The following is a 25352-nucleotide window of genomic DNA, read 5'->3' as shown; positions in this document are numbered from 1 at the left end:
GACCGCGTTGACGCTAACGCCGGGAAGGGTCCGCCTCGGGCCGTGGTGGGTTGGTGTCGGGCCGGTCGCCTTGACGCTGTCAGTCAGCGTGCCGGGCGAGGTGGGCGACTGTGATGGTGTGTCGGCCGGGCGGAGGTTAAATGCAGGAAGCCCCACCGAGGGGGATCGGTGGGGCTTCGGGAAGTTTGCACACTAGTAGTGCGTGATCCACACTGTAGCAGCCGAACTACAGCCATGTAACTAAGCGTCGGCGTGTTGCGCTGCCTGTTCGATGTCGTACGCGAGTTCGCGCACGTTCCAGACTTCCTCACACGCCCGACAGAGGCCATAGGACCGTTCGACCATGTCGGCACCGTCGGGACGGTATTTGATGATCAGGGGACGCAGGTAGCGGCTGCGGGTGGACATGTCCCACCAGTCCGTCGCGCCACACGCGGGGCACGGGTCGGGGAGGTCCTTCTCACGCCACGGGTCGAGCATTCCGCGGATGCTGGTTGCCCACTTGCGCAGCGTGCGCGTGGACGAGGTCTCCTGCTCGTCGGTGAGGCCGTCGAGGTAAGTGGCCGCATGCCAGGCGGCGAGATCCTTCGCGGTGTCCTTGGTGGGGGTGATGCCGCGCAGTCGGCACCAGTCGCGGACCTGCGATTCGATCTTCATCGCCTCGTACAAGGCTGACACGTTCAGCACGGCCGACTCTGATGCGAGCGCAGCGCCGCGTGTACTTCCTCCCATCGATGAGCGGATCGCGTCGTCGAGTTGCTTGAGCAGCGGGGGGAGGATGACGGTGACCTTCTGCGTGCCGACGACCTTCTGGTGCTCAGTCTCGACTCCCTCGTCGTCTTTGGTCACGTACGTGTTGATGATGTCCTGCGGCTCCTTGCGGGACTGCGGTTTCGTCAGGGCTTCCACCGCTTCGAGCAGCGGGTCGGTCTGGGCGGTCATCGGGTCTCCTTCTCGTCTTTCGGGGACACGTTGACGCGGAGGGATGCGCGGATGATCAGGATGGCGATCGCGGCGAAGATGGCGGCGAGGATCAGGCCGACACCGCCGATCAGAATCCATCCGAGAATGGCTAACGGGTTCATCTGGTCTCCTTCGTGGTGATCGCTGCCGGCGCGGCGGGGATCTGCGTGGGGGTGCGGAACGTGGGGTTTTCGTGGTCGCCGAGGATAGTGCGGCCGACGACTCTGCCCTTGAGCGTGAATGTGGTGATCACGGCGCCCGGATCGCCGAAGCCGTGTGGATAGTCCATGTCCCAACTGGCAACGGCGCCTTCGGCAAGTTGCACGAGGAACCGGTATCGGCCACGGATGACGACCGCGTACATGGCGTGGTCGGGGATCGGTTCGGAGATGATTCGGGTCTCCAACTTCGCAGCGATGACCTGGTCGACGAGGTCGAGCGGGCTCGCTGTGAAGCGTGACGGGTAGCCGAGCGCTTCACCCATCCTCAACGCAACCTCGTTCAACAGCGCCGAGTCGGCTCGATACATGTCTCGCTCGGCGACGAGCCGCGCGATTTCTTCCTCAGTCACTGTCCGGACTCCTTCATGGTGAGCGTCGAATCTGCGGCTTGCACTGCGACGAGATCGTCGATCGGAATTGGGCCAAGCGGGTTGCCGTGGTGGTCGATCCATCCGTTGACCGTCACCTGAGCGGACTGACCAACCCCGACGACCGAGTCGACTTGGCCGGGCTGCAAGATATCCTCGGAGGACATCCGGGCAGGCAAGACCCATGAACCGAGCACTATCGCGGTCATCGGGGTGTGGACCCACCGGCGCGTCGACAGTCGGGCATCGGCTACGTCAGCCCAGTCCGGGCGGGGAAGCTCAGGCTTCGCCCACCACGCGTTCCATCGGCAGCGACCGATCAGCGGGTCGCCACGCCACCATCCGTCTCCGTCGATCCAGACGCGGTAACCGTCACCGATCGCGTCGAGCGGGTCGATCTCCGCGCCGATGCCGTACTCGGCCGCACCCTCGGTGCCGCCGAAGACCTTGAGCTTCATCGGGTGCTCCTCTCAGGGTTGGCGAGTTCGAGCGATGCGCGTTTGGCGCGCCACTCGGTCACGAGCTGCGCCTTGAGGTCACTCATGGCGGGCTCGCCGTAGTGCGTCGACTGGATGCACGGCCACTCGGGAATCGGATAGGTACCGTCACTCGGGTCGGGCTCAACATCCTCTAGGCATCCCGCGCACGCGACGACGCCGATCACGCAGTCCTCAGGGCGCTCGTGCTCGCACTCACCCTCGGCACACTCGAATGTCACGCCCTCTTCGACTACAGGGATGTGCTTGCCCATCAGTTGCTCCTCTCGGTAAGCAGGTTGGCGGTGATCTGTGCGGCGACGTCGTCGGGCAGGGTGCGGAGGCCGAGCGCACCCTTGTACGGGATCGGCGTGCGCAGCGTGCGTGGGTTCGTCAGGCCGAGGTGGTAGTGGTCGCGCATGGCCCAGGTGCCGCAGCATGTCCGGTCAGTGATCTGGGAGACTCCTGCTCCGATGAGCTCGTACTCGCGCCCAGCCGGGTGCACGTCGACGAGGTCGACAACGCCGATGATCGCCCCAAAGACGGCCTCCTCCCCTTCGCCGCGGATGATGTCGGAGAACGCGCCCCGGTGCTGGTGGGCGAACAGTTCGACGTCGAAGATTGGCGGGATGCGTGCGCCTGCGTGGATGGCGACCGGGCCGCGGTAATCCCCGGCGATGTTCCGGACGCGGTTCTCGACGTCCTTCCCTGCGTGGATGATCGCGGCGGCCCACGGCTGGCGTACGGTCAGGATGCGCATCACTCGCCGCCCTTCCGAAGCTCAGCAGCAGCGACGACACGATCCGCGGCCTCATTGAGAATCGTCGCGGTCGGATGCTGCCCGTAGCTCGGTCGAATGATCCGAACAGCCTCGAACATGCCTTCTCGTCGGGCGGCTGCAAGCGCCGCATCCAGAACGTCATGCGGGGCAGCAGTGAGAACGTCGTAGGCTTTCACATCGATAACGCTGCCGAGCCTCCACTTGAGCGCTTCTGCGATCACTGCCTGCAACTCGGCCACCTGCGCCGTCAGCGCCCAGATCGTCGCCTCGCTATCAGCCATCTTCGCCATCAGGCCACCGCCTCGCCGTTGGCGAGCGCGACGAGTTCGAGGGCACGTTCGGCTCGTGCGATGTAGCCCGTGTATCTTCCATCGTTGTCGAGGGCGGGTAGCTGTTGCACGGCGTCGCGGTCGCGGCGGATCTCGTCTCGCAGCCAGTCAGCGAAGTCGGTCCGCTCGTCGGCGGTGAGGAGCGGCCACTCGGCGGGCAGTTCGACGGGCGTGTCGCCGTAGCGGACATTGCTCGCCATTTCGCCGGCGACTGACGTGATCGATGCGGAAGCGTTGCGGTCGTAGAACGCTGCCTTGTAGAAGACGGACACGCGGCGGATGCCTCGCTCGTCGACGATGTACGACCACATGGCGTGGTCGGACGCTTCCCGTTTCCAGCCTGCGGGAAGCGTCGCGCGTGTGAACAGGTCATCGCGGGGCACCCGCTCTCCCTTTACGAAGCCGAGCGCTTCGAGCTCTCCCCACGGGGCATCTGTCGGGATCTCGTCGGAGTTGACCAGCTGCTGCTGCCCTGCGGACTCCATGTTCGTGATGTAGTTGTCCTTCTCGCTGATCACGCCGAGCATGTGGAGCATTGGGTCGCGGTCGGCAGTGTTTTCGATGGTCATTTCGTTCCTCCGTTGGTGTGGCATGGGCAGTTGTAGTTCTTCGCGCACCCGAGGCCGGGTGTGCTGCAGCAGGCGTTGCACCTGCGAGGTTCGGGCTGATCGGTCCGTGGTGTCGGTTCGAACCATGCTTCGATCGGTTTCTCGTTCAGCAGCGACGTCGTAGTACGCGGCCGCTTCACCTTCACGAGTCGGCCACGGTCGGTTCGGGTTCGTCGAGGCCGAACGCAGTCACCTTCGCCAACTCAGCTGGCGACAGATCGGGGGCGTCCGTGGTGGTGCAGTCCGGGCATTCGGACTCCTTGCCAGCGGTGCGGAACACTTGCCGCCATCCACGGCTGTCCGGCTCGCCATAGTGGTCGTGGTGGTCCGGCTCGGGGCCACACGGGTAGGGCTTGATCGCTGCCCAATCGAGGCCGTACACCTCAGCGCGTTCGCTGATCCAGCCGCCCTCGTAGTCCTCGCGCTCGGCCGCCCACTTCCACGCCTCGTCGCCGGCCATCCCCTGTAGCAGCGCGTCAGCGATCAGTGCCAGCTGACGCTGCCGGATCAACGCCATCGTGCGGTCCCCTGCAGTTCGATATCCCTCTGGCGTCTGAGCATCGAACCAGCCGGTTCCGGCAACCTCGTACCCGATTGCCTGTGCGTACAGGTAGGGCACCTCGACGGCGAGCGGGCGGACCTCGAACTCGTCCGGATGCGGGTACAGCTCGTGGGCGTAGCGGCGTTTCGTTCGCAGTGTGGTGCTCATGAGGGGTTGCTCTCTTTCTCAGGGTTGGGTGTGCGGCGTCGTGCGGGCGGTCGCGCCGAGATGATGACCTCGACGAGATGGTCCGCCGTACGGGTTTGGAGTGTTCGTTCGGCGGCCAACCATTGGCGGGCCTGGGCGGTGGTGCGGAAGCTGTAGCCGGCCGCTCGGAGGTTCGCGAGCACTCGCCGCTCGGTGCCGTCGAGGTTCCCGATCTCCCGCTCGAGCACTTCGAGCTTCCGGCGACGTTCGGCGTTCACGACGCCACCGCCTCTTCAGCGCAGCGGTCGCAGCCGACGAGAGGCCGGTGCGGATGCTTCGGGCAGTCGTCCTGGGTGACGATGCCGGGCACGGTCGGCTTCTCCCGCTCGACCTGCGCTGCGGCATCGAAGGCACGGCGCGCGTTCATGCAGCCGATGCAGTTCTGATCCGTCCCCTGCGGGTGTTTTCCACAGAATTGCGAAGCGGCGGCCCCCTGGTGGTTCTTACTGGTGGTTCTACTGATGGTTACTCGTGCAGGGTGAGCGGTTGGAAGTTGCACAGTGAGCGGTAGGGATGTGCGGTTTGCGCTGTGCGCAGATTGCCCTGTGCGCATTTTGAGCGGAAGGGATTCGGACATCGTCTCGTCGAGATTGAGCCTGTAACGGTCGCTCGTCCGATGCCCGCCCGACCCGATCCGATGCTCGCGCTCGATCAGTCGCAGCGCCTCCAACGCATCCAGAGCGCGGCGCACCGTCGCTACCGAGCGGCCCGTCATCTTCCCGAGACGCTCCTGCCCCGGGTAGCACGTGTTCTCTTCGTCGGCCATGTCGGCCAGAGCCACCAGCACGAATTTCTTCGATCCGGTGAGCGGCAGGTCGTAGGCCCAGTTCGTTGCTTTGTAGCTCATGCGAGCCCTCCATCTGCTGTCAGGATCATCAGCCGGCCGCGATACAGCACAGGCTTCAGCGCCGGGTCGAAGCCGGAACGCACAGCCCAGCCATTCGCGTACCGTTCCGGGTCGTTGTGCGCTCGTCCGTGGCACCCGGTGTGGTTGCCCCACCCGCACACGTCGAGGAGGTTCTCGACGATGTCGAGGGTCCCGTGCGACCGGTACAGGCGGTGATGCTTCTCCGTGGCGCGCGCCTTGCCGCAGATCTCGCACATGCCGAACGAGCGGAGCGCGACACCCGAGTAGGCGGCCTTGGACTCGGCCGGAGTTGTCTTCGGCGTCTCGTACTTCGGCTTGATGGTCATGCCGCACCCGCTCTGCAGATGAAGTACCCAGGAATGATCAGCCCGTAGTCGTCGAGAGCGTCAGGTTCCCAATGCGCGCCTGGACGACCGCAGTTGGGGCAGTAGAGGACCGGCAGGCCAGCCTCAATGCGACGCTCCGTCGCGATCTCCTGCTGTCTCTTCGTGTGGCTCATGCCGCACCGTCGATGTCGAGCAGATCGAACAGGGACGGCGTCTCGCCGGCGCGATCCATCTCGCGCTGGTAGGTGACGGCGTCACGGTAGGACGTCGGGTTGAGTTCGACGGCGCGACCACGGCGGCCCAGCTTGCGAGCTCGGAGCGGTACGGTGCCGAGGCCGCCGAACGGGTCAAAGACGAGCTCGCCCTTGTTCGAGTAGCGTTCGATGAGCCGGTCGACGATGTCGAACTGGAGCGGGCAGATGTGGAACTCGAGGTTCCGTCTGGACTGTTCACCGTTGAGGGTGAGCATCCGGTTCACGTCATGCCACACCATCGGATGCCAGGACCCGGGGTCGAGCGACTTGAACGTCGACGGGAGTGCGTTCTTGTCGGCCATGGCTTCGCCGAGCGCCACGTGCGCGTCGAAGTCGTAGACGGAGCGGAGGGACTGGTCGGTGAACAGTCGCGATCGCACTTCCGGCTTCAGCTGGGCGAGCTCGTCAACGGAGAGCAACCGGTTACCCGATGAGCGCCAGTCGGCGGCGGCGTCGATCTGCCAGCGGGCGAGGGAGTACTCCTCCTTCGTCTTGACGATGCGATCGTCGGCGTAGCCCTTCGCCCGGTCGCTCTGCGGCTTGTGGAACAGCAGGATGTACTCCGGCGAGCCGACGCCCATCTTCGAGCCGTCCTTCCGCATCTCGGTGTAGCCGAGGCGGTAGGTCTGGTTGTTCTCGCGGACGACGTCTGTGGTGACGGTGATCATGCCCATGTAGTCGAAGCCGTGCTTGAGCCCGTGGAAGAGGGCTTCGGCGTGAAACGGGGACACCGTGGGGATGCCGGCGCCGGTGACGTTGCCGAAGAGGATGCGATCCTTCACGTGGCAGGCGTAGATGCGTCCCGGCTTCAGCACACGGTGCAGCTGCGGGGTGAGGAAGTCCATCTGCTCCCAGAAGTGCCCGTTGTTGTCGGTGTGGCCGAAGTCGTTGTAGGAGGGCGTGTACTCGTAGTGATTCGAGAACGGGATCGACGTGACGATCAGGTCGACAGAGTTCTCGTCCATTGCCATCGTCTCGGGCACGCAGTCGTTGTTCGCGATCAGCCACTCCGCGCCAGACTCCTCGCGGCGCTCGACACCCATCGCCCGCGTGAGCTCGGCGGAGATCGCGGACGGGTTCAGCCCGAACTCGCGGATCACGTCGGACATCGTCTCGGTGAGCGCGTCGTGCTCGTCCCACTTCGCTTCTAGGGTGGCTCGCACTTCCGACTCGGACTCGGCGAAGATCAGGTGTACGTCGCAGGCGTGCTCCTGACCGAACCGTTGGATGCGGTGCACGGCCTGGATGGTGTCGTTGAACTTGTAGGTGATGCCGACGAAGATCGCGGTGTGGCACTGCTGCAGGTTCATGCCCTGTCCAAGCATCACGGGCTTCCCGATCAGCGCGTACGTCTCCTTGGCGCGCCAAGCGTCGAGGCGTGCCTCGGCCTCTTCGTCGGAGAGGGAACCGTGCACGGACGAGAACGTGAAGCCGCCGTCGCTGAGCGCCTTCTCGATCGCCGTCTGCTCGTCGTTCAGGTCGCACCACAGGATGATCTGCTCGCCGGGACTCCACAGGTGGTGCCGGCGAACCATGCCCATCAGAGCTTCTACACGATCGGCGAGGGTGTCCCGCTTCTCGCGGGCCGCTTCGACCATCGAGAGCGCGCCGCCGCGGAACATCTGACCCTGCCCATCGCGATCGACGGCCGCGGACGCGATGTCGATCTGAACCTGATGCCACTCGACGTGCAGCGGCGGCAGGTCGTAGCCGTCGTCCGAGTGACCGAGATCCGACGGGCGCTGCACGAAGCACGCCCACGTGTTCAGCCACAGCCAGAACTCGCGCGCCTTGTGCGGGTACAGGGTCAGGTTCCCGGCCGACGTCGAGTCGCGCTGGAAGAACCGGGTGAGCGCCTGCCCGGTGTCCATGATGCCGAGGAAGCCGGCGTAGTGGATCAGCTCCTTGTGCCGGTTCGGCGACGGGGTCGCCGTCGCGACGAACCGGAACGGGATCGAGTCGAACATGCCCAGGAACTCCTGGTAGGTCTTCGACCCGAACGACCGCAGCACCGACGCCTCGTCGAGCGAGACGGCCGTGAACAGGTCGACGTCGAGCTTGCCGTCGCGCACCGACTCGTAGTTCGTCACGTAGATCCCGGGCCCGTCCACCTCCGCTGTGCGGCGCACGAACGTGACGTCGACGCCGAGCAGGTTGCGGCCGTCGCGGATGAACTCGCCGCGGACGCCGAGCGGGGCGATGATGAGCGCGCGACCGCCGACGCGGTCGAGGACGAGGCGCAGGGTTTCGATCTGCATCACAGACTTGCCGAGTCCGAACTTGGCGAAGATTGCACGCCGGCCGCCACGCACCGCCCACGCGACGATGTCGCGCTGGTGGGGCAGGAGCGCCGAGTGAATGTCGGCCGGGGCGACCTCGAATCCGAACGATCGGTCGAAGGCGACCTTCTCGCGGAGGAACTGCTCGTAGGCTGCCAGCTCCGTTGCCATCACTCCACCCCGATCAGGTACGGCTGGATGATCGCTTCGGCGTACACGACACCGGCGTTCTTGAACTGGAGGAGGGCAGGCCCGGGCCTGGAATTGTCGGTCGTGGCCTTGGTGAACTTAATTCGGGGCGCGTAGTCCGGGTGCATCGCGAGCGGTCTGGCCTTCGCGAGGAAGTCGAGCTTGAGCCGCCCCCCTTCAGACTCTTCGGCGTCGCGGGCCTCCTGCACGAGTCGCATAACGGGCGGGAAGTTCCCCTTGACCGTGTGCGCCGTGTACGTGAGCGTCCGAGCGTCATCGCCCACCCATTCGGTGACGGTGATCGTGAGCGCACCGCCCCGGGCGTTGGCGTTCGGGTCTGCGGGCTCGGAGGTGATGGTGACAATCGGTTTGACCAGGTTTCGCTGACGGCCGAGCGCGTTCGCGTTCTTGCTCATCCATGTGAGGGCCGTGCGGTCGATGAGCACTTCGTGATCGGGTGCCGGTTCGCTCGGCGCGGCGATGGCCGTGTGGATTCGGTACCGGTCGGTGGAGACGACGCGCACCTCGGTCTCCGTGACGTAGAACATCGCGGCGCAGATCACCGGTGTGACGTCATCAGCCGAGGAGGCGGACAAGCCGACGTCGGCCAGATACTTGGCGTCCGCGGCGTTGAGGGTGAAGCTGTTCATGGTCATGCTGCTCGTTTTCCTGTCAGGTTGGCTTGGTTGATGTGTCTGGGGTGGGCTTGGATCGCGAGTCGGTCGCGTTCGGCCTGGGCGGCGTCAGCGAAGGCTTTGCGAATCTCGGGACGCTCGTAGTCCTTCGCGGCCTTCTGGATCGACGCGATCGTGCGGCCGAGTTCTTGGGCGATCAGCGCCGGGTGCACCGACTGGTCGAGGAACCACTGGACCTCGTCGAGCATGTCCGGGCCTGTTAGGCGTGGTCTTGCGCCGCTCACCGGAACACGTCCCGTTGGCTCGCGGCGCGGTCCTCACGGATCTTCGCGCGGACCTGGTCGAGGTTCAGCAGCCGGTTCACGGTGAACGCGTCGATCTGACGTGACGCCTCTTCGTCGTCGTGGATCAGGTGATAGATCCGCTGCTGGTAGCGGGTGGGCGAGCAGCGGAAGGTCTTCTGAATGAGGTCTTCCTTCGCACCGGTGGCGTCCGGGTGCTCGTGCTCGAACGCCAGGACGGTCGCCGCGTCGTAGAAAGCCGCGTTCGGGCGACGCTTCCCGAAGAACGACTCGAGCGCTGCGCCGCCGCCGCGCGACTGCCGGGCGATCCGCGCAGCCCGCGCCTTCTCGCGCGGCGACTCAGGGTCGGGCAGGTACTCCGGCGCGGCGGCCATCAGATACCCAGCCCCTCACGGATGCGCGCTTCGACGGAGTCCCGCTCGATCGAGCCGGGCATGTACGCGAAGTACGCGATGAGGTTGGCGATGCGCTGCTGCTTGGCGAAATCCAGTGTCGCGTGCACTTGAGCGATGGTGGCCAGGGCGGTCGTCACTTCTGCAGGGAGGTCTGGCCTCTCGGCTGCCCTCAGCCAGGCGATCGCGTCTCGCTTGTGATCGACAAGGTTGGGCTCCATCTCGACGCCTGTGTCAGTGCTGAAGCGTCTCACCATCTCGGGGAACTGGGGTGTGCCTTCGCCGGCGGTCACTCGTCCGCTCCTTCGGGGTCGTCGATGTGGCGCACTGCGAGCCAGACGAAGAAGCAGATTGCCATCAGCTGTCCGACCGCGAGGAGTGCCGTGTTGTTGGTGAAGGCTCCGACGGTGGCGAAGAGCACGCCGACGAGCATGAGGAAGAAGAGCGCGCCGTTCATCCGAGCCACCCCTGGATCGCCGTGACGGCGATGGTGCCGAGGACGGTGAGGACCATCAGGGCGGCGATGATGGTGGCGACGACGAATGCGCCGTTCGCGTGGTCGGGCTTGTAGTCGCGCCGGGCGGGCTCGACGCGTTCCGCCCAGTCCTTGTGAGTCTCGTAGTCGAACGTGTCGTCATTCACGAGCACGCCTCCAGCACGTAGTCCTCTTCGCCCGCGAGCTGCTCGACGGCGGCGAGCGCCGGACGGGCGAGGTCCGCGTTCTCCGGAGGCCGGAACGTCGAGCGAGCTATCGCGGGGGTGATCGACTCGACCACTGCGACGACGACCTCGGGCGACCCTTCCGCGTTGATCCGGGTCTCGTGGGTGTCGACGAGGAGGCCGTCGCGTTTCATGTCGGACATGCGCTTCCGCGGCGACTCGTGATGCACGCGCGGCCACCCCTGCGTTTCGGCTATGTCGGCGTACAGGTCGCACACCTCGAACGCGGCGAGCGGACCGTGGGCGTCGAGGATGCCGAGGACGCGAGCGCGCACCGGGCTCACGCTGCTCTGCGATCTGTCGGCGGCGAGGTGCGACGTGATCGGGTCGTTGCGGTGCACGCGCGGCGAATCGCCGCCGAGAATCATCGGTGGCGTCATCGTGTCGGTCATGATGCGGCCGCCTTCGCCAGCAGCGGCGAGCACACGAACTCGTACACGGGGACTTCCTCGATCCGTGCCGGCGCCGCCTTGACCGCGGCGACCATGACCGTTTTCGTGCCCGTCTGCACCTTCGCGCAGACGGTCGCCCGGTACGAGCGGACCTGAAGCTGGAAAGGGCCGCACTTCATGTCAGAGGTGAGCTCGTAGTACTCAGCGTTGTACGCGCCGTCGTTCGGGTCGTTCTTCCTCATCGCGCCGGGGATGAGCGAAGCCAGCTTGGCGACGCCTGCCGCGTCATTCCAGTCAGACCAGATCGCCGTTGTCGATGAGATGTACGGCGTCGGCAGGTCCGGGTTGGACTCGAGCAGATCGGCCAGTTTGCGCAACCCGTCGATGTACTCCTGGCGGGGGTCGGATATGATTTCGATTGACATGGATTGATCTCCTGTTCTTGATTCGCCTCGGTTGCCCCCGAGGCGTTTCTTCTGTCTGCGGTTAGCGACGGCCAGCGAGGCGGCGCTGCACGCGGCGGGACTTCCACGCAGCCGCGACATGCTCGCCGGCAGCGTGAGCTGCAGCGAAGGTCTCGCCGCGGAGCACGAGCTCCGTCGCGACGTACTTCGGGGGCAGGAACTCGAACCGCGCCCGCTGGCGAAGGGGTGTAGGCGTCTTGACGGGGTGCTGGAACTGGATGCCGGCGGCCTTGCGGGCCTTCCGTGCGGCGTTGCTCATTTGGGATTCCTTTCGTGGGGTTGGGTGCGTCTGATCGGGTTCGGGCCGAGATCAGGCGTCAGGGAGGTTGTCGCGGTAGTCCCGGGCAGCTTCGACAGGGATGACGTACCGTCTGCCGACCTTCTTCGCGGCGAGGTCGCCGTTGTGGATGGCGGCACGGATCGTCTGGTCGCTGACGCGAAGCGATACGGCGGCCTCCTTCACCGTGAGGTTGAGGCCCGGCTCTGCGACCGCCTCTTTGGTTGTTGTGCTCATGCGGCTCCTTCGAGGAAGTGATGTGCCGAGACATGAAGAAAGCCGCCGACATCAGCGAGTTCGGCAACTTCGAAGGGGACGTCGCCTGAGAGGCGTTCTTCGAGTTGCGGGACTGTGATGTCGGCGGCTTGTGCCACGCTCTCGAGCGAGGCACCCTGGTCTTCAATCGTCTTCGTGACGATCGCTGCGAGTTCGGTTCTTCTTGACACACGTCAAACTTATCTTGATGTGGATCAATGTACAAGCATGTGGAGCACTATTTTCTTGTTCCAGGGCGATATTTCTTCGCTAGACTGCCGTGCATGCCCGATGACCGCACTACGTCCACCCCGATAGACCGTGCCCTAGCAGACGTCCTTGTTGCCGCATACAAAGGCAAGAGGATGAACCAAGCAACCCTGGTTGAAGCGACCGGTATCAAGTCGGCCACCATGCAGCGCCTCATGGCCGGCAAGACCCGCTTCGACGTCGACCAGCTGTTCGCAATCGCCGAAGCGATCGGTGGCCGAAGCGCAGCTGACTACATGCGCGAGGCGGAAGCAACCGTCGCCCGCCACGTGTCAGCGGATGCGGCTAACGTCACCCACATCAACACCAAAAAAGGGGACGAGTGGCAGGGGGAGGATCATGCGCTCAACGAGTGGGACGCAGCGGCCAAGAAGTCGGACACGGTCATAGAGATCAGTCCCGACGATGTCACGCCGTAGGGTACGACCCCTTCCAGCACGCTGACGAGCTCGGCCTCCACGTCGAGGAGCAGACGCTCCGAACGACGCACGGGCTCTACATCCCGGGGCGCGACCTAGTCATCCTCAGACGCGGCATCAGCCAGACAGTCGCCCGATGCGTGCTCGCGCACGAGATCCAGCACTACCTGGCCGGAGACCGTCGCGTGCCGTCGCTGCCGTGGACGATGAGACAGGAACGCCGCGCGGACCTCGCGGCCGCGCGGCGGCTGATCGACCCGAACGCGCTGTTCGATCTGCAGCAGTCCTCCGACGATCCGGGTGTGTGGGCGTACGAGTTGCAGGTCACCGGCGACATCCTCCTGGCGTACCTGACGGCGTGAGAGCTCCCTCCCGGCTAAGACGCCTCGAGCTCGCTCTGGCCAGAGCGCTTCTGCTGGCGGTCGGTAAGCATCTTCGCGTACGCCTTCATCGCGGCGACGTTCTGCGGGCTGTTGCGGGTCTTGTACTCCTGCGTCTGTGCGCGGGAGGAGTGGCCGATGATTTGCTGGACGACGTCGATGGGGACGCCGGCGAGAAGTAGGAGGTCGACGGCTGTGTGGCGGCCGTCGTGGAATCGCACCTGTGTGACGCCGGCGCGGTCGAGGATGGCGTGCCACAGGTGGTTCGCGTCGCGCGGGTCGATCGGTTGACCGTTGGGCTTGTGCCAGACGAGGTTGTGCGGGTTCGGCTGGTCAGCAGTCGCGGCCATGTGGCCGAGGATGATCGCGCGCAGAGGGTCAACGAGCGGCACGACACGAAAGCCGGCCTTCGTCTTCGGGCGCGACAGCCACAGCCCACCGGTGATGTTCACCGCTTCGTGGTTCGGGGGCGCGGTCACCTTCCGGCGCGGGCAGTCAGCGCCGCGCTTCCGACCGCACGACGGCCGCTCGGCGCCGTCAGGGTTCTTCTCCGGCTTGCATCCGTGCTCCCACGTGTAGCGCTGCAGCTGCCACGCGAGCTCGAGCGTGTCGTGCTCGGGGTCCGGATCTGCCGGATCATCGACGTGCACGCGGTCGCGCTGCAGTCCGATGAGCTCGCCGAGCCGGCCGCCCATGAGCAGCACTGCCGCCCAGAGTGAGCCGAGGTCGTCGGTGGTGGCCGTTTCGAGCACTTCGAGGCCCTCGTCGAGGGTCAGCGCTTTCAGGTTCGTGGCGGCCTTCACGGGCGCGTCGATGAGCGTGGCCACGTTGCGGGCTACCTTTCCCTCCCGCTCCGCGTACTTCAATGCCACGGCGAGAATTCGGTGGACCTGCTTGGCCGTGGTGGACGACTTCCCGGCCGCGACGATCGCGTGGTTCATCTTGCGGACATCGCCGGGGGTGAGCTTGTCGAGCTTGATGCGGCCGATCGCGGGAATGATCTCCCGACGTATCAGGCCGGCGTACGTATCGAGCGTTTTCGGCCGGTTCTTGTTCGCGGCGATCGTCGTGAACCACTCGTGCACCCACTGCTCCACCGTGTACGACTTCGTCTCGAGGTCGCCGGACTTGGCCAGCTGCGCCTGCATCTCGCGCAGCTGCTTCATGACCTCGGGCTTCGACTTCGACCGGATCGGAAGGCGGCGCCGCTTGCCGTCGCGCCGCGGGAGCTCGACGACGGCCGTCCAATACTTCAACGGCTTCGTCTTGTCCTTTGGAACACGGTAGATCGAGCCCTCACCTTTCCCGCGCGTCATTCGCTGGCCACCGCGGCCGACGCGATGATGGCGTCCGCGATGCTCTGAGCCGCCTGCGACCACTGGCCGGCCTTCCAAAGTTCTCCAGCGTTGATGCCGAGGTCGATCTCGATAGTTCGGGCAAGCTCGTCGCGGTCAAACCGGGCAACATAGAACTTCGCTGCCTGGGCGCGCGAGGTCTCGTTATCCGTCGGCGTGTACGTCGCGCCGTGATGGTCGGTCATCAGTTGCCCCTCTGGGCCGCCGGGGGAGTGGCGGCCTCTCGTGGAGCGCTGCGGCTCCGGTGGATTCTTCTCGCGTGAGCGGACCACCGGCCGTCGCTGAGGACTCCGGTGTGCTGCGTTCTTCTCCGGACGAGATGCGTAGACTTCATCTGGTCGTTCCACCCTTTCTGTGGTTCGGCTTGAAGGCTCCGAGTTACAGCTCGGGGTCTTCACTTTTGTGTAGCCATGTGGTGTAGCCATTGGGGTAGTACCCCATATAGCTCCACATCACCGCACGGCAACACTATATAGCCCACGATCAAGAAAAACAATACCTGTAGCAAGATTCCCACTGACTCTTAATCAGTGGGTTCTGGGTTCAAGTCCCAGGGGGTGCACCACCAAGCGCCGACATTAGAAGCCCTCGATTCCGTATAAACACTGGGATCGGGGGCCTTTCTGCGCTGGGGTGCTGATCGGCGATGCATTCACATCCTGCCCTCATCTGAATTGCTCGTGCGTTTGAGCATCTCCAGTAGCGCTGAGGTGTTCGCTCCGATTGCTGCGGTCAGGGCTATGCGCTCATGCCTCGGCAGCACGGCCGCTCGTTCGACCGGTGCTTCGCTTCCGTACCTCGCGCAGCACGATCTGCTCCGGGCAGACCGTCGAGAGGAAATCGCCGACCGACAGTGCGAGCCTGTCGCTCACGAGCGAGTAGAGGATGCGATTGGCGTCGCGGCGCTCCGAGACGAGGCCGGCTTGGCGCAGCACGCTCAGGTGGCGGGAGATAGTCGGACCGGTGGCATTGAATCGCGAGGCGATCTCGCCGGCGGCGAGTTCGCCATCCTTGAGGTCTTGCAAGATCTGTCGCCGGGTCGGGTGTGCGAGAGCGGCGAAGATGTCGGTCGCTGTATCTGCCATGGTTGCAATATAGCACCATTGCTAGATAGAGTTTAGCTCTATTGCTAATAAGCGAAGGAGCAAGGTCATGCGAGTAGCCATTACCGGCGGTACTGGATTCGTCGGACGTCACCTCGCCGAGCGATTGGATTCCACGGAAACTGTGGTCGTCTCCCGCCGCACCGGAGTTCCGATCGACGACGTGGACGCGCTGGCCGCGGCCTTCGCAGGCTGCGACGTGGTCGCGCACTGTGCTGGGATCAATCGAGAGCTTGGCGACCAGACGTTCGAGCACGTGCACGTTGAGGGCACCCGCGCCGTCGTCGAGGCCGCTCGTCGAGCTGGGGTGACGCGGATTGTCATGGTCAGCTTCCTGCGTGCCAGACCCGATTGCGGGTCGGCCTATCACGAGACGAAGTGGGCCGCCGAGGAGCTCGTGCGGCACTCCGGGATCGACCACACGATCCTCAAATCGGGGATGATCTACGGTCCAGGTGACCACATGGTGAACCACGTGACCCGAGCAGTCCGTACTCTTCCCATGTTCGCGACGGTCGGCTTTCGCGAGCGTACTGTTCGGCCGATTCCGGTCGAGGACGCGATTGACGTGTTGGTCGCAGCCATTGAGGGCCGCATCCCCGAACAGACTGTCGCCGTCATGGGAGCGGAGGAGTTCACGCTCGGAGAGGCTGTGCGCCGAATCGCCCGCGTCGCGGGGCGCAGACCCGTCTTCTTTCCGGCCCCGGTATGGACAATACGAGCGCTGGCACAGTTGACCGAGTGGACGATGGTCGTCCCGCTCGTCGCCAAAGCCCAAGCCCGGATGCTCGACGAAGGGGTCAGCGAGCCGGCACCCTTCGCACCTGAACTGCCGCTGGGCATCCGCCCTTCACGCGCGTTCAGCGACGAGCGGATACGCGCCGCGCTCCCGGTCGGCCGATTCGGCCTTGACGATCTACGGATCATGCAGTGGCGGCCCGGGCTGCGTCGGCGCACTGAGGTCAAGCAGGAGACCGTAGCTGACGCCATCGAATAGCCGAGCTCGAGACAACGGTGCTGGGCCACAATGGCCCCCGTCGATAGACTCGACGCATGGCAAAGGCACTCGTCCTCGACCGCGATGTGATCGCGTCGCTGTGCCGCGCCCACGGTGTCAGTCGGTTGCGACTATTCGGCTCGGCCATCACCGGGCAATTCGATCCGAAGCACAGTGACGTCGACTTCTTCGTCGAATTCGACGCCCAGATCCAGGATCTCTTCGACGCGTACTTTGGCCTGAAGGAAGACCTCGAAGCCCTGTTGGGGCGACCGGTCGACCTGGTCATGGCCAATGCGGTGACCAATCCGTATTTTGCGAAATCGGCCCTCGCGTCCGCTGAAGAACTGTATGCAGCCTGAATCCGCTGCGTACCTCTGGGACGTCGAGAAGGCAGCATCGCGCATCGCATCCTTGTGGACGGCTTGACCGCGGAGTCATACGCCGCACACGACCTGCACCGCTCTGCAGTCGAACGTCAGCTGCTCATCGTCGGCGAAGCGCTCAACAACCTGCGCAGGATCGACCCCGAGACCGCCGAGCGCATCCCGGACTTGGTCCGGATCATCGGCCTCCGTAATGTCCTCGCTCACGGCTACGCCGTCGTCGATGACACCGTCGTGTGGCTTGCAGCGTCTACGCGGGTTCCCGAGCTCCTCACGACCGTGCGCTCGCTTTTGGCGCAGTATTAGCGCACTGCCGATTTCCTGCCCATCCGTGTGTACGGCGGCGGGCGGTCAGCGGCGCAGACTCAGTAGATTCGTCGAGAGGGTGTGCGCCGAGCGCCTTCCGTCGTGAACGTCGCGCGCGAAGGCGCTCGACGCCTCAGCGGTCGCACGTGCGGCCTCGCGGTCGGCGATCACGGAGCGCAGAACGTCGGCGATGGTGTCGGGGGTCGCCTCGACGATGGGGAGCTCCGCATCGGTCTCCTCGCGCACCCGGTCGCGGACATCGTTCGTCACGTGCCCGAGCACGACCCTGCCTGCCGCCATCGCCTCGCAGGCAGCCACGCCGTAACTCCCCAGCCGGAACTGGTCGAGCACGATGTCTGCCGAGCGATACACCTCGGGCACGGCATCCGGAGCGATGTCCTCGACGCGCCGATAGGTGATGAGGCCTTCCATCTCGAGCAGCCGGACCGCAGGTTCGATCAGCTCGCTTCCCTTGACGCCCGAATGGCTGGGCGAGTGGACCACGACCGGCCGCTCGCGCTGGAGCGGGACCGGCCCGCCGGACCACCGGTCGACGTCCACGACGACGGGGCACCACACGCCCTCCGGCACATCGTCGAGCAGGTCGGGGGTCGTGACGAACGAGGGGCCGTCGAAAGCCTCCAGGCGCTGCAGGAATTCGGCGACCCGCCGCTCTGCGGCGGGCGTGGCCAGAGCCCGGTCGTGGAAGGGCGACCAGCGGTGAGCGGCCGCGTGCCTGCTCGGCAAGCGCGCGTCGCTGCCGTGGCACACCATCCCCACGATGGGGCCCTTCGCCGCGACCAGCGGCGCCTCGTCGAAGGCGCTGGGGCCGAAGCGTTCCCCGAAGAGCGGGCGTCCGCTCTCGAACAGCACGTGCGTGAAGCCTGTCACGTAGTCGAAATGGGCGGCCTGCCAGCCGTCGTCGCCCATGTACGTGCGAAGCGGGACGACGATGTCGGACTCGAACTGCAGCACGCTGCCCGGCACGGCGACAGACATGTTGACCGCCTCGGTCTCCGGACGGTTCGACTGGACGGCGTGCGCCCAGCGCCGGCCCTGACCCGCGTAGTTCGCCGGCCCGATGTAGAGCCGCGTCGGAGCGCTCAGGACGGGAGGTTCGGTCGCCGTCGGCGAAGCTGCCGAACCGAGCATGGCGTAGCCGAGGCGGCCGGCGAGACTGTTCGGGTTCGCGATGGCGCTGTCGATTCGGCGAGTGACCCATCGCGGAAGCCGATGGCGGTTCGCCGTCAGCCGGGCAGCCAGTCGGCTGAGGTAGCGCTTCACCAGATCATTCGCCTTTCGTGCGGAACCCTCTGACACTATCCGCTCGGGCGTGCGAATCGCGGGTGAGGCTTACGGCGGCGGAGCGGCGGTCGAAGGTTCTAGGGTGAGCAGCGGAGGTTCCATGATGCCGGGCGGACTTCGTTCGCGACTGATCCTGTCGCTCAGGGGACGGCGCATGCGCGATGTGCCGCGGCCGCCGCTCGACGCCGTCGTGCGTGCCGGGGACGACGACGCCGACCGGGTGCTCCTGATCGGCAGCGGGCCGGCGGTCGGCTGGGGCGTCCTGACTCACGAGGTCTCGCTGGCCGGTCACCTCGCTCGGCAGGTGTCGAAGGCGCTGGGCTCCGGTGTCGAAGTCGTGGTCCACGCCGAGACCCGGATGACCGCAGCCGGCCTTGCCGCGGCGCTCGAGACCGTCGACGACCTCCCGTCGTACAGCGCGGTCGTCTTCACGGTCGGTGTGAACGACGCGTTCATCGGAACCGGCCCGGATGCCTGGACCGCCGGTCTGCAGGACGCCCTGCGCGTCTGCGAGGCGCACGGTGTCGACCCGGCGCAGGTCGTCGTGATGCAGATCCAGTCGGTGGCGTCCATTCCCGCCTACTCGGCGCGAGTGGCACGACGGGCCGACGTGCACCGTGTCCAGCTGAACGCCGCGACAGCACGGCTGCTCTCGTCGCCGGAGCGCGGCCGCGTCGCCGCCCTGAGCAACCCCGCGCCCCGCCCCGACCGGTACCGCGATTCGTCCGTCTACGCGCACTGGGCCGCCGACATCGCCCCCGCGGTGATCGACGTGCTCCGTGCGGATCGGCTGACCCGTGCATCCGGTCACCGCGGTTCTCGCGCCCGCACCCTCGAGGCGCTCGGGCTCTCCGGTCCGACGAGCGATCCGGCGATCCCGGCGCTGCTCGCCGATGTCCGCAGCCGGATGCGCGCGAGCTACGCGGCGTTCGTCGTGGTGGACGAGGACGGCACCGAGCGTTTCGTCGCGACCGAGGGGTTCGAGGCGGCGCGGAGCACCGAGGGCATCGTGCGCGTCGCGGTGCGCTCGGCGGGTCCCTTCGTCGTCTACGACGCGCACAGAGACCGTCGGCTCACGGGCCGCCCCGTCCCGGCCGATCCGCGGCTGCGGTTCTACGCTGCGATGCCTGTGCAGGCGCCATCGGGGGAGACGATCGGAGCGCTCGGGGTCGCCGATGTCGAGCCGCGGACAGCCGCCGACGTCGACATCACCGTTCTGCGCGACGCCGCCCGACGGCTGCAGGCCCACCTGCGGCTGACCGCCGCCCGGCCCTGACCCGGCCCCGGCACACCCCGACCTCAGCGCCCCTCGACGCGCTACGGGGCGCCCGCAAGGCGCGAGTTATGAAAACGGCTTTACTTCTATTGCCATGATGCTTGACCCGGAAATGCTTGCCGTGCTTTACTGACCGCAGCAATTACGAAACTGCCTTTCTTTGTAATCGAGGAGTTCACCGGATGGTTTTCGTCGAGCGGGCACCGGAGCCCGAGGCGCCGCGTCTGCGCGCAGCCAACGCGGTCCGGTGCGCGGTGGCGCTGCGGGATCGAGGCCGCGCGACGGTCGCCACGGTGGCATCGCGCTCGGGTCTCTCCCGGCCGACGGTCGAGGCGGCGCTCGCTCACATGGGGGAGCGCGGACTGGTGCGTGAGGTCGACGAGCACACCCTCGGCGGCCGCGGAGCCGGACGCCCCGCCCGCATCTACGAGTTCGTCGGCGACGCCGGCTACGTGATGGGCGTCGACGTCGGCATCCACCGCATCCGGGTCGCGATCGCCGACCTGGCCGGAAGCGTCGTGGCGTGGGACGAAGAGGTGGTCGACGACAGCTTCGTCGGGCCTGGCCGGATGTCCGGGATCATCCGCGTGATGCGTCGCTGCCTCGAGAGGGGCGGGATCGACGGCACGAAACTCGTGTCGATGTCCGTCGCCGTCTCCGGGCTCGTGGGGGAGGACGGCCGCCTGATCGTCTCGCGCAACTTCCCCGATTGGGAGGGCGTCGACATCGCCGGGCACCTCCGCTCCGAATTCGGCTGCGAGGTCATGGTCGAGAACGACATGCGGCTCGCGGCTCTGGCCGAGCACCGGATGGGCGCCGCCCGGCTCCGCAACGACGTCGTCTACTTCTTCGCGGGTCACCGCATCTCGATGGGCCTCATCATCGACGGCAAGCTGCGGCGCGGAAGCCACAGCGCGGCCGGCGAGGTCGGCGACATCGTGTTCTCGATGCGCGTCAACTCCAGAGGCCAGCTCCGCTGGACCTCCGCCGACACCGGCGAGGAGGTCTTCCGCCGGGCCGGCGAGGGCGACCAGGAGTCCATGACCGAGATCGAGGACTTCGTCGGCGGCCTCGCAACGGGCATCGCGACCGTCACCATGGCCATCGACCCCGACGTGGTCGTGGTCGGCGGCGGCCTCTCGCGAGCGGGGGATGCCCTGCTGGAGCCGCTTCGCCGGGCCGTGATGAGCGTGATCCCGTTGCCGATCCGCCCGCCGATCATCGCCTCGGAGCTCGGGGCGGAGTCGGTCGTCCTCGGGGCTCTCGTCCTCGCCTACGGCCGATCGGCCGAGCTGGTCTACGGGGTCGACGGCATCCCCGAACCGCACATCGACGTCGCCGCCGCACAGACGCTCGCAGAAAGGGTCATCCGATGACATCGCAGTACTCAGTCCAGCCCCTCCGGCTCGCCGTGATCGGAGCGGGCGCGCGATCCTCGATCGCGCAGCACGCCGTGCGATCGGGCGAGGGCGTCGTGGTGGCGGTCGCCGACCCGAGTCCGGCCTCCCGCGAACGGGCCCGTGAGACCTTCGGCGACGCCGTGCGGCTGTTCCCCGGCCACCGGGAGCTCGTCGACAGCGGCGAACCGATCGACGCCGCCTTCGTCACGTCGCCCGATCACACGCACGCCGAGATCGCCGTCGACCTGCTGCGCGCCGGCATCGCGGTCTACCTCGAGAAGCCGCTGGCCATCACGCTCGACGACGCCGACGCCATCCTCGCCGCAGCCGCGGAGAGCGGGAGCCGGCTCTACGTGGGCCACAACATGCGGCACATGTCGGTGGTGCGGCAGATGCGCGAGATCATCCAGCGCGGCGACATCGGCGAGGTGAAGGCCGTGTGGTGCCGTCACTTCGTCGGCAACGGCGGCGACTACTACTTCAAGGACTGGCACGCCGAGCGGGCGAAGTCGAACGGACTGCTGCTGCAGAAGGGCGCGCACGACATCGACATCATCCACTGGCTGGCCGGCGGGTACTCGACGCTCGTGACCGGTATGGGCGACCTGGCGGTCTACGGCGAGGTGACCGACCGCCGCGACAACTCGGACCGGACGATGCCCGACTGGTTCTCGCTCAACGCCTGGCCGCCGCTCAGCCAGACGGAGCTCAACCCGATCATCGACGTGGAAGACATCTCGATGGTGACGATGCGCCTCGACAACGGCGTGCTCGCCTCGTACCAGCAGTGCCACTTCACCCCCGACTACTGGCGCAACTACACGGTGATCGGCACAGAAGGGCGGCTGGAGAACTTCGGCGACTCCGACGGAGCCGTCGTCCGGGTCTGGAACAAGCGGACCACGTATGACCCGCAGGGCGACGCCGAGTACCGCGTGCGCGGAGACGAAGGCGGCCACAACGACGCCGACCGGCTGACCGTGGCCGAGTTCATCGACTTCGTGCGCGATGGAGCTCCGACCGAGACCTCGGCGGTCGCGGCCAGGAACGCGGTCGCCACCGCGGTCGCAGCCACCGAGTCGCTGCGCGACGGATCGCAGCCGCGCCTCGTGCCGGCGGTCGACGATCGGGTCGCTCTGCGCCTCTAGAAGACAAGAATTCCCGGGCCGACGAGGCAAGTCGCCAGCCCGGGAGGCACCAAAACACCCCCACATTCAAAGGAGAACCAATGCGAAAAGCCATGCTCGCCGCCGGAGCCGCGGTTGCCGCCGCCGCCCTTCTGGCAGGCTGCTCATCGAACACTGGAAGCGGGTCCGATGCCACAGCCGATCATAATCTGTCGGCATCCATCTCGTACGCGTTCTGGGACGTCAACCAGAAGCCTGCGATGGACGCGCTCATCAAGGACTTCAACTCGGAGTACCCGAACATCAAGGTGACGGAGCAGGTCACCCCGTACGCGAACTACTTCACCAAGCTGCAGACGCAGGGCTCGTCGAAGACGCTTCCCGACGTGTTCTGGATGAACGGGCCGAACTTCCAGCTCTACGCGTCCAACGGTCTGCTCGAGCCCATCGGATCGGGGATCGACCCGGCGAACTACCCCAAGGCGCTCGACGACCTGTACTCGTTCGACGGAAAGCAGTACGGCGTTCCGAAAGACTTCGACACCATCGCCGTCTTCTACAACAAAGCGCTGTTCGACAAGGCGGGCGTCGCCTACCCGACCGCCGACTGGACGTGGGACGAGTACCACCAGAAGGCCAAGGCGATCTCCGCCAAGCTGAAGGCGCAGGGCGTGTACGGCACGGCGAGCGGTCTCTCCGGCGGCCAGGAGATGTACTACAACACCATCCTGCAGGCCGGCGGCTCGATCATCTCGAAGGACGGCAAGAAGTCCGGCTACGACGACCCCAAGTCGATCGCGGGCCTCCAGTTCGTGCGCGACCTGATCGCCGACGGCTCGTCGCCGACGCCCTCGCAGCTGTCGGACACCCCGCAGGACCAGTGGTTCATCAACGGCAAGTCGGCCATGTTCTGGTCGGGCACGTGGAGCAACGCCGAGCTGCTCAAGTCGCCGATCGTCAAGGACATCGCCGTCGTGCAGCTTCCGAAGGGCGAGACCAACGCGACCGTGATCCACGGTCTCGCCAACGTCGTCGCCAAGGACTCGAAGAACAAGTCCGCCGCCCTCGCGTTCCAGGCCTACCTGGGCGGAAAGAAGGCCGCGGAGACGCAGGCGAAGATGGGCGCGGCGAACCCCGCGTTCAACGGGACCCAGCAGGCCTTCGTCGACTCCGCGCCGTACGACCTCAGCATCTTCGAGAAGGCGGCGACCGACTACTCGTACCCGTACCCCATCTCGAAGAACACGGCTGCGTGGAACAAGGCGGAGAACGACCTGCTGCCCGACGCCTTCTCGGGTAAGCGTCCGGTGGCGGAGGTCGCCAAAGATCTCGCCGCGCAGATGAACGCGGACCTCGCCAAAGAGTGATGTCCACTCAACTCGCAGAAAAGGGAGTGGGTGCCGCCGACCTGTCGGCGGCACCCGCCCCCCGGGCGCCTCGCGGCACGAAGCGCGCCAATCGAAAGGACTGGCTGTGGGCGGCGATCTTCGTCCTCCCGCTGCTGTTCGGCGTCATCGTGTTCTACATCTGGCCGATCATCCGCAATGCCTACTTCAGCTTCACGACGTGGGGCGTCTTCGGCGGGGCGACCTGGAGCGGCCTCTCCAACTACGAGGCCATGCTCAGCGACCCCTCGTTCTGGCGGTCGATCCTCAACACGCTCGTCTTCGTGGGCTTCCTCCTGCTGGGCATCCCGCTCGCGGTGATCTTCGCCAGCCTGATCAACCGGCCCGGCCTGCGATTCGCGAGCCTGTACCGCACGGCGTTCTTCCTGCCGTACGTGGCCATGCCGGCCGCGGTCTCGATGGTCTGGCGCATCATCTTCAACGGCGACTTCGGCGTGATCAACTACGTGCTCAGCCTGGTCGGCATCACCGGGCCGAACTGGCTCTCGACCGAATGGTTCGCGCTGATCGCCGTCGGAGTCGTCGGCATGTGGATCTCTCTCGGCTTCAACCTGATCGTGCTGTCGGCCGGGATGAGGGGCATCCCGCCGGAGATGTACGAGGCCTCGTCGCTCGACGGCGCCAGCCGCCTACGGCAGTTCTTCTCCATCACGGTTCCGCTGCTGAGCCCGTCCATCTTCTTCGTGTCGGTCATGACGGTCATCACCGGATTCCAGCTCTTCGACCTCCTGTATGCGCTGATGGGCACGCAGAACCCCGCCATCAACCAGACGCAGTCGATGGTGTACCTGTTCTTCGCCCACCAGCAGACCGGAGACAACGGCTACGCGGCGGCGGTCGGCGTGGCCATCCTGGTGCTCGTCGGCGTCTTCACGATTCTTCAGTTCCGGATGCAGAAAAGATGGGTGAACTATGTCTAGCGCCGTGCAGGTGGGAGCGAAGACAGGGCGGTCCCGGATGGGCAGCAGCCTGACGCACGTGATCCTCATCGTCGCGTCGCTGCTGATGATCTTCCCGTTCGTCTGGCAGATCCTGATGTCGTTGTCGACCAACGCGCAGGTCGCCTCCGTGCCTCCGACGATCTGGCCGGGGACGCTGCACTGGGAGAACTTCGAGCACGTCTTCGAGCAGCTCCCGTTCCTCAGCCAGTTGTGGGTGTCCGTCGCGGTGACCGTGATCCGCACCGTCGGTCAGCTGCTGCTGTGCTCGATGGCCGGTTACGCGTTCGCGCGCATGGAGTTCCCGTTCAAGCGGACCATCTTCGGCCTGGTGCTGGCGATTCTCATGGTGCCGCCGCAGGTGTACCTCCTGCCGCAGTACCAGATCGTGCAGGGGCTCGGCTGGCTGAACACCATCGCCGGCATCGCTGCGCCCGGCATTTTCAGCGCATTCGGCACCTTCCTCATGCGGCAGTTCTTCATGGGGCTTCCGGATGAGTTGTCCGAGGCCGCACGGCTCGACGGCGCCAACCATTTCCAGATCTTCTGGAAGGTGATGCTGCCGCTGGCCAAACCGGGACTCTCGGCGCTTGCGATCATCACAGTGCTCGCGTCGTGGAACGACCTGCTCTGGCCGCTGATCGTGGCGACGGACTCCACGCAGATGCCGCTCTCGGCGGGCATCGCGACGCTGACCAGTCAGCGCTCGATCCCGGACTACCCCCTGCTGCTCGCAGCGAGCCTCCTCGCGATGGCTCCCGTGCTCATCCTGTTCCTGCTGATGCAGAGGCGCGTCATCGACGGCATCGCATTCTCGGGCATGAAATAAGAAAGAGA

Annotated in this window: 39 protein-coding genes; 11 read left to right on the top strand and 28 right to left on the bottom strand. The window is 65.9% G+C overall.

Going from position 1 to position 25352, the window contains the following annotated elements:
• Window positions 1-240 precede the first annotated feature (240 nt).
• The 24 genes from ACFVV5_RS08725 to ACFVV5_RS08610 all read right to left on the bottom strand — a co-directional run bounded on the left by ACFVV5_RS08725 (window position 241) and on the right by ACFVV5_RS08610 (window position 12038).
• Window positions 241-942, bottom strand: a complete 702-nt coding sequence (locus ACFVV5_RS08725; protein WP_387242013.1) for a hypothetical protein — start codon at window positions 940-942, stop codon at window positions 241-243.
• Window positions 939-1085 carry a hypothetical protein gene (locus ACFVV5_RS08720; RefSeq protein WP_387242010.1) on the bottom strand — a complete coding sequence of 49 codons (147 nt, stop codon included), beginning with the start codon at window positions 1083-1085 and terminating at the stop codon, window positions 939-941. Before ACFVV5_RS08720 ends, ACFVV5_RS08725 begins: the two co-directional genes overlap by 4 nt.
• Complete coding sequence (locus ACFVV5_RS08715; RefSeq protein WP_387242007.1) at window positions 1082-1534, bottom strand: hypothetical protein; 453 nt, start codon at window positions 1532-1534, stop codon at window positions 1082-1084. The genes ACFVV5_RS08720 and ACFVV5_RS08715 overlap by 4 nt, the downstream gene beginning before the upstream one ends.
• Window positions 1531-2010 (bottom strand): hypothetical protein, encoded by a 480-nt coding sequence (locus ACFVV5_RS08710; RefSeq protein ID WP_387242005.1) that lies wholly within the window; start codon window positions 2008-2010, stop codon window positions 1531-1533. The genes ACFVV5_RS08715 and ACFVV5_RS08710 overlap by 4 nt, the downstream gene beginning before the upstream one ends.
• Window positions 2007-2303: a hypothetical protein gene (locus ACFVV5_RS08705; RefSeq protein ID WP_387242002.1), complete on the bottom strand. Its 297-nt coding sequence runs from the start codon at window positions 2301-2303 to the stop codon at window positions 2007-2009. The genes ACFVV5_RS08710 and ACFVV5_RS08705 overlap by 4 nt, the downstream gene beginning before the upstream one ends.
• On the bottom strand, window positions 2303-2788 hold the full coding sequence (locus ACFVV5_RS08700) for a hypothetical protein (protein WP_387241999.1): 486 nt from the start codon (window positions 2786-2788) through the stop codon (window positions 2303-2305). Before ACFVV5_RS08700 ends, ACFVV5_RS08705 begins: the two co-directional genes overlap by 1 nt.
• Complete coding sequence (locus ACFVV5_RS08695; RefSeq protein ID WP_387241996.1) at window positions 2788-3099, bottom strand: hypothetical protein; 312 nt, start codon at window positions 3097-3099, stop codon at window positions 2788-2790. Before ACFVV5_RS08695 ends, ACFVV5_RS08700 begins: the two co-directional genes overlap by 1 nt.
• Window positions 3099-3707, bottom strand: a complete 609-nt coding sequence (locus tag ACFVV5_RS08690) for a hypothetical protein (RefSeq protein ID WP_387241993.1) — start codon at window positions 3705-3707, stop codon at window positions 3099-3101. The genes ACFVV5_RS08695 and ACFVV5_RS08690 overlap by 1 nt, the downstream gene beginning before the upstream one ends.
• A gap of 181 nt (window positions 3708-3888) precedes the next feature.
• The gene (locus ACFVV5_RS08685; protein WP_387241990.1) at window positions 3889-4455 is read right to left on the bottom strand and encodes a hypothetical protein; all 567 of its coding nucleotides are present in this window, start codon (window positions 4453-4455) and stop codon (window positions 3889-3891) included.
• Window positions 4452-4712, bottom strand: a complete 261-nt coding sequence (locus ACFVV5_RS08680; RefSeq protein WP_387241987.1) for a hypothetical protein — start codon at window positions 4710-4712, stop codon at window positions 4452-4454. Before ACFVV5_RS08680 ends, ACFVV5_RS08685 begins: the two co-directional genes overlap by 4 nt.
• Window positions 4709-5341, bottom strand: coding sequence for a helix-turn-helix domain-containing protein (locus tag ACFVV5_RS08675; RefSeq protein WP_387241984.1), 633 nt, complete (start codon window positions 5339-5341; stop codon window positions 4709-4711). Before ACFVV5_RS08675 ends, ACFVV5_RS08680 begins: the two co-directional genes overlap by 4 nt.
• On the bottom strand, window positions 5338-5688 hold the full coding sequence (locus tag ACFVV5_RS08670; RefSeq protein WP_387241981.1) for a hypothetical protein: 351 nt from the start codon (window positions 5686-5688) through the stop codon (window positions 5338-5340). The genes ACFVV5_RS08675 and ACFVV5_RS08670 overlap by 4 nt, the downstream gene beginning before the upstream one ends.
• 169 nt (window positions 5689-5857) lie before the next feature.
• On the bottom strand, window positions 5858-8392 hold the full coding sequence (locus ACFVV5_RS08665; protein ID WP_387241978.1) for a DNA methyltransferase: 2535 nt from the start codon (window positions 8390-8392) through the stop codon (window positions 5858-5860).
• A complete protein-coding gene (locus ACFVV5_RS08660; RefSeq protein WP_387241976.1) occupies window positions 8392-9066 on the bottom strand; it encodes a hypothetical protein in 675 nt (224 codons plus the stop codon). Before ACFVV5_RS08660 ends, ACFVV5_RS08665 begins: the two co-directional genes overlap by 1 nt.
• Window positions 9063-9293, bottom strand: coding sequence for a hypothetical protein (locus ACFVV5_RS08655; protein WP_387241973.1), 231 nt, complete (start codon window positions 9291-9293; stop codon window positions 9063-9065). The genes ACFVV5_RS08660 and ACFVV5_RS08655 overlap by 4 nt, the downstream gene beginning before the upstream one ends.
• A 32-nt stretch (window positions 9294-9325) precedes the next feature.
• Window positions 9326-9721: a DUF3263 domain-containing protein gene (locus tag ACFVV5_RS08650; RefSeq protein WP_387241970.1), complete on the bottom strand. Its 396-nt coding sequence runs from the start codon at window positions 9719-9721 to the stop codon at window positions 9326-9328.
• Window positions 9721-10032, bottom strand: a complete 312-nt coding sequence (locus ACFVV5_RS08645) for a hypothetical protein (RefSeq protein WP_387241967.1) — start codon at window positions 10030-10032, stop codon at window positions 9721-9723. Before ACFVV5_RS08645 ends, ACFVV5_RS08650 begins: the two co-directional genes overlap by 1 nt.
• Window positions 10029-10196 (bottom strand): hypothetical protein, encoded by a 168-nt coding sequence (locus ACFVV5_RS08640; protein WP_387241964.1) that lies wholly within the window; start codon window positions 10194-10196, stop codon window positions 10029-10031. The genes ACFVV5_RS08645 and ACFVV5_RS08640 overlap by 4 nt, the downstream gene beginning before the upstream one ends.
• On the bottom strand, window positions 10193-10381 hold the full coding sequence (locus tag ACFVV5_RS08635; RefSeq protein WP_387241961.1) for a hypothetical protein: 189 nt from the start codon (window positions 10379-10381) through the stop codon (window positions 10193-10195). The genes ACFVV5_RS08640 and ACFVV5_RS08635 overlap by 4 nt, the downstream gene beginning before the upstream one ends.
• Window positions 10378-10851, bottom strand: coding sequence for a hypothetical protein (locus ACFVV5_RS08630; protein ID WP_387241958.1), 474 nt, complete (start codon window positions 10849-10851; stop codon window positions 10378-10380). Before ACFVV5_RS08630 ends, ACFVV5_RS08635 begins: the two co-directional genes overlap by 4 nt.
• A complete protein-coding gene (locus ACFVV5_RS08625) occupies window positions 10848-11276 on the bottom strand; it encodes a hypothetical protein (RefSeq protein ID WP_387241955.1) in 429 nt (142 codons plus the stop codon). Before ACFVV5_RS08625 ends, ACFVV5_RS08630 begins: the two co-directional genes overlap by 4 nt.
• 61 nt (window positions 11277-11337) lie before the next feature.
• A complete protein-coding gene (locus ACFVV5_RS08620) occupies window positions 11338-11574 on the bottom strand; it encodes a hypothetical protein (RefSeq protein WP_387241952.1) in 237 nt (78 codons plus the stop codon).
• Between the two features lie 51 nt (window positions 11575-11625).
• Window positions 11626-11829 (bottom strand): helix-turn-helix domain-containing protein, encoded by a 204-nt coding sequence (locus tag ACFVV5_RS08615; RefSeq protein ID WP_387241949.1) that lies wholly within the window; start codon window positions 11827-11829, stop codon window positions 11626-11628.
• Window positions 11826-12038 carry a hypothetical protein gene (locus tag ACFVV5_RS08610; protein WP_387241946.1) on the bottom strand — a complete coding sequence of 71 codons (213 nt, stop codon included), beginning with the start codon at window positions 12036-12038 and terminating at the stop codon, window positions 11826-11828. The genes ACFVV5_RS08615 and ACFVV5_RS08610 overlap by 4 nt, the downstream gene beginning before the upstream one ends.
• A 93-nt stretch (window positions 12039-12131) precedes the next feature.
• On the opposite strand from ACFVV5_RS08610, the gene ACFVV5_RS08605 reads away from it, so the two are divergent.
• Window positions 12132-12536, top strand: coding sequence for a helix-turn-helix domain-containing protein (locus ACFVV5_RS08605; protein WP_387241943.1), 405 nt, complete (start codon window positions 12132-12134; stop codon window positions 12534-12536).
• 140 nt (window positions 12537-12676) lie between these two features.
• Window positions 12677-12898, top strand: coding sequence for a hypothetical protein (locus tag ACFVV5_RS08600; RefSeq protein WP_387241940.1), 222 nt, complete (start codon window positions 12677-12679; stop codon window positions 12896-12898).
• 14 nt (window positions 12899-12912) lie between these two features.
• Here the strand turns inward: ACFVV5_RS08600 and xerC are convergent, their stop codons facing one another.
• The 3 genes from xerC to ACFVV5_RS08585 all read right to left on the bottom strand — a co-directional run bounded on the left by xerC (window position 12913) and on the right by ACFVV5_RS08585 (window position 15356).
• Entirely contained in the window at window positions 12913-14172 is a 1260-nt protein-coding gene (gene xerC / locus ACFVV5_RS08595; protein WP_387241937.1) for a tyrosine recombinase XerC, read from the bottom strand.
• A gap of 56 nt (window positions 14173-14228) precedes the next feature.
• Window positions 14229-14456: a hypothetical protein gene (locus ACFVV5_RS08590; RefSeq protein ID WP_387241934.1), complete on the bottom strand. Its 228-nt coding sequence runs from the start codon at window positions 14454-14456 to the stop codon at window positions 14229-14231.
• Window positions 14457-15017: 561 nt separating this feature from the next.
• Window positions 15018-15356, bottom strand: a complete 339-nt coding sequence (locus ACFVV5_RS08585) for a metalloregulator ArsR/SmtB family transcription factor (protein ID WP_387241931.1) — start codon at window positions 15354-15356, stop codon at window positions 15018-15020.
• Between the two features lie 67 nt (window positions 15357-15423).
• Between ACFVV5_RS08585 and ACFVV5_RS08580 the strand changes: the two genes are divergently transcribed.
• The 3 genes from ACFVV5_RS08580 to ACFVV5_RS08570 all read left to right on the top strand — a co-directional run bounded on the left by ACFVV5_RS08580 (window position 15424) and on the right by ACFVV5_RS08570 (window position 17063).
• The gene (locus ACFVV5_RS08580) at window positions 15424-16371 is read left to right on the top strand and encodes an NAD(P)H-binding protein (RefSeq protein WP_387241928.1); all 948 of its coding nucleotides are present in this window, start codon (window positions 15424-15426) and stop codon (window positions 16369-16371) included.
• 56 nt (window positions 16372-16427) lie between these two features.
• Window positions 16428-16733 carry a nucleotidyltransferase family protein gene (locus tag ACFVV5_RS08575; protein ID WP_387241925.1) on the top strand — a complete coding sequence of 102 codons (306 nt, stop codon included), beginning with the start codon at window positions 16428-16430 and terminating at the stop codon, window positions 16731-16733.
• Window positions 16734-16796: 63 nt separating this feature from the next.
• A complete protein-coding gene (locus ACFVV5_RS08570; protein ID WP_387241922.1) occupies window positions 16797-17063 on the top strand; it encodes a DUF86 domain-containing protein in 267 nt (88 codons plus the stop codon).
• Window positions 17064-17108: 45 nt separating this feature from the next.
• Here the strand turns inward: ACFVV5_RS08570 and ACFVV5_RS08565 are convergent, their stop codons facing one another.
• Entirely contained in the window at window positions 17109-18347 is a 1239-nt protein-coding gene (locus tag ACFVV5_RS08565; RefSeq protein ID WP_387241919.1) for a hypothetical protein, read from the bottom strand.
• Window positions 18348-18522: 175 nt separating this feature from the next.
• On the opposite strand from ACFVV5_RS08565, the gene ACFVV5_RS08560 reads away from it, so the two are divergent.
• The 6 genes from ACFVV5_RS08560 to ACFVV5_RS08535 all read left to right on the top strand — a co-directional run bounded on the left by ACFVV5_RS08560 (window position 18523) and on the right by ACFVV5_RS08535 (window position 25344).
• Window positions 18523-19644, top strand: coding sequence for a GAF domain-containing protein (locus ACFVV5_RS08560; RefSeq protein ID WP_387241916.1), 1122 nt, complete (start codon window positions 18523-18525; stop codon window positions 19642-19644).
• Window positions 19645-19826: 182 nt separating this feature from the next.
• On the top strand, window positions 19827-21020 hold the full coding sequence (locus ACFVV5_RS08555; RefSeq protein ID WP_387241914.1) for an ROK family protein: 1194 nt from the start codon (window positions 19827-19829) through the stop codon (window positions 21018-21020).
• The gene (locus tag ACFVV5_RS08550) at window positions 21017-22192 is read left to right on the top strand and encodes a Gfo/Idh/MocA family protein (protein ID WP_387241911.1); all 1176 of its coding nucleotides are present in this window, start codon (window positions 21017-21019) and stop codon (window positions 22190-22192) included. The genes ACFVV5_RS08555 and ACFVV5_RS08550 overlap by 4 nt, the downstream gene beginning before the upstream one ends.
• A gap of 80 nt (window positions 22193-22272) precedes the next feature.
• A complete protein-coding gene (locus ACFVV5_RS08545) occupies window positions 22273-23538 on the top strand; it encodes an ABC transporter substrate-binding protein (protein WP_387241908.1) in 1266 nt (421 codons plus the stop codon).
• Window positions 23538-24497: a carbohydrate ABC transporter permease gene (locus ACFVV5_RS08540; RefSeq protein WP_387241905.1), complete on the top strand. Its 960-nt coding sequence runs from the start codon at window positions 23538-23540 to the stop codon at window positions 24495-24497. The genes ACFVV5_RS08545 and ACFVV5_RS08540 overlap by 1 nt, the downstream gene beginning before the upstream one ends.
• Window positions 24490-25344 (top strand): carbohydrate ABC transporter permease, encoded by an 855-nt coding sequence (locus ACFVV5_RS08535; protein ID WP_387241901.1) that lies wholly within the window; start codon window positions 24490-24492, stop codon window positions 25342-25344. Before ACFVV5_RS08540 ends, ACFVV5_RS08535 begins: the two co-directional genes overlap by 8 nt.
• Window positions 25345-25352 lie beyond the last annotated feature (8 nt).

Origin of the sequence: Leifsonia sp. NPDC058248 (assembly GCF_042881905.1) — a bacterium.
In the GTDB taxonomy this organism is placed as follows: Bacteria; Actinomycetota; Actinomycetes; order Actinomycetales; family Microbacteriaceae; genus Leifsonia.
Note: the sequence above shows the minus strand (reverse complement) of the source record. Positions and strands in the feature narration are given on the sequence as shown.

Coding starts and splice junctions, on each gene's coding strand:
- ACFVV5_RS08725 (WP_387242013.1), bottom strand. CDS start 942: ATGACCGCCCAGACCGACCCGCTGCTCGAAGCGGTGGAAGCCCTGACG.
- ACFVV5_RS08720 (WP_387242010.1), bottom strand. CDS start 1,085: ATGAACCCGTTAGCCATTCTCGGATGGATTCTGATCGGCGGTGTCGGC.
- ACFVV5_RS08710 (WP_387242005.1), bottom strand. CDS start 2,010: ATGAAGCTCAAGGTCTTCGGCGGCACCGAGGGTGCGGCCGAGTACGGC.
- ACFVV5_RS08705 (WP_387242002.1), bottom strand. CDS start 2,303: ATGGGCAAGCACATCCCTGTAGTCGAAGAGGGCGTGACATTCGAGTGT.
- ACFVV5_RS08700 (WP_387241999.1), bottom strand. CDS start 2,788: ATGCGCATCCTGACCGTACGCCAGCCGTGGGCCGCCGCGATCATCCAC.
- ACFVV5_RS08695 (WP_387241996.1), bottom strand. CDS start 3,099: ATGGCGAAGATGGCTGATAGCGAGGCGACGATCTGGGCGCTGACGGCG.
- ACFVV5_RS08690 (WP_387241993.1), bottom strand. CDS start 3,707: ATGACCATCGAAAACACTGCCGACCGCGACCCAATGCTCCACATGCTC.
- ACFVV5_RS08685 (WP_387241990.1), bottom strand. CDS start 4,455: ATGAGCACCACACTGCGAACGAAACGCCGCTACGCCCACGAGCTGTAC.
- ACFVV5_RS08675 (WP_387241984.1), bottom strand. CDS start 5,341: ATGAGCTACAAAGCAACGAACTGGGCCTACGACCTGCCGCTCACCGGA.
- ACFVV5_RS08670 (WP_387241981.1), bottom strand. CDS start 5,688: ATGACCATCAAGCCGAAGTACGAGACGCCGAAGACAACTCCGGCCGAG.
- ACFVV5_RS08665 (WP_387241978.1), bottom strand. CDS start 8,392: ATGGCAACGGAGCTGGCAGCCTACGAGCAGTTCCTCCGCGAGAAGGTC.
- ACFVV5_RS08660 (WP_387241976.1), bottom strand. CDS start 9,066: ATGACCATGAACAGCTTCACCCTCAACGCCGCGGACGCCAAGTATCTG.
- ACFVV5_RS08655 (WP_387241973.1), bottom strand. CDS start 9,293: ATGCTCGACGAGGTCCAGTGGTTCCTCGACCAGTCGGTGCACCCGGCG.
- ACFVV5_RS08650 (WP_387241970.1), bottom strand. CDS start 9,721: ATGGCCGCCGCGCCGGAGTACCTGCCCGACCCTGAGTCGCCGCGCGAG.
- ACFVV5_RS08640 (WP_387241964.1), bottom strand. CDS start 10,196: ATGAACGGCGCGCTCTTCTTCCTCATGCTCGTCGGCGTGCTCTTCGCC.
- ACFVV5_RS08630 (WP_387241958.1), bottom strand. CDS start 10,851: ATGACCGACACGATGACGCCACCGATGATTCTCGGCGGCGATTCGCCG.
- ACFVV5_RS08625 (WP_387241955.1), bottom strand. CDS start 11,276: ATGTCAATCGAAATCATATCCGACCCCCGCCAGGAGTACATCGACGGG.
- ACFVV5_RS08620 (WP_387241952.1), bottom strand. CDS start 11,574: ATGAGCAACGCCGCACGGAAGGCCCGCAAGGCCGCCGGCATCCAGTTC.
- ACFVV5_RS08615 (WP_387241949.1), bottom strand. CDS start 11,829: ATGAGCACAACAACCAAAGAGGCGGTCGCAGAGCCGGGCCTCAACCTC.
- ACFVV5_RS08605 (WP_387241943.1), top strand. CDS start 12,132: ATGCCCGATGACCGCACTACGTCCACCCCGATAGACCGTGCCCTAGCA.
- ACFVV5_RS08590 (WP_387241934.1), bottom strand. CDS start 14,456: ATGACCGACCATCACGGCGCGACGTACACGCCGACGGATAACGAGACC.
- ACFVV5_RS08585 (WP_387241931.1), bottom strand. CDS start 15,356: ATGGCAGATACAGCGACCGACATCTTCGCCGCTCTCGCACACCCGACC.
- ACFVV5_RS08580 (WP_387241928.1), top strand. CDS start 15,424: ATGCGAGTAGCCATTACCGGCGGTACTGGATTCGTCGGACGTCACCTC.
- ACFVV5_RS08575 (WP_387241925.1), top strand. CDS start 16,428: ATGGCAAAGGCACTCGTCCTCGACCGCGATGTGATCGCGTCGCTGTGC.
- ACFVV5_RS08560 (WP_387241916.1), top strand. CDS start 18,523: ATGCGCGATGTGCCGCGGCCGCCGCTCGACGCCGTCGTGCGTGCCGGG.
- ACFVV5_RS08555 (WP_387241914.1), top strand. CDS start 19,827: ATGGTTTTCGTCGAGCGGGCACCGGAGCCCGAGGCGCCGCGTCTGCGC.
- ACFVV5_RS08550 (WP_387241911.1), top strand. CDS start 21,017: ATGACATCGCAGTACTCAGTCCAGCCCCTCCGGCTCGCCGTGATCGGA.
- ACFVV5_RS08545 (WP_387241908.1), top strand. CDS start 22,273: ATGCGAAAAGCCATGCTCGCCGCCGGAGCCGCGGTTGCCGCCGCCGCC.
- ACFVV5_RS08540 (WP_387241905.1), top strand. CDS start 23,538: ATGTCCACTCAACTCGCAGAAAAGGGAGTGGGTGCCGCCGACCTGTCG.
- ACFVV5_RS08535 (WP_387241901.1), top strand. CDS start 24,490: ATGTCTAGCGCCGTGCAGGTGGGAGCGAAGACAGGGCGGTCCCGGATG.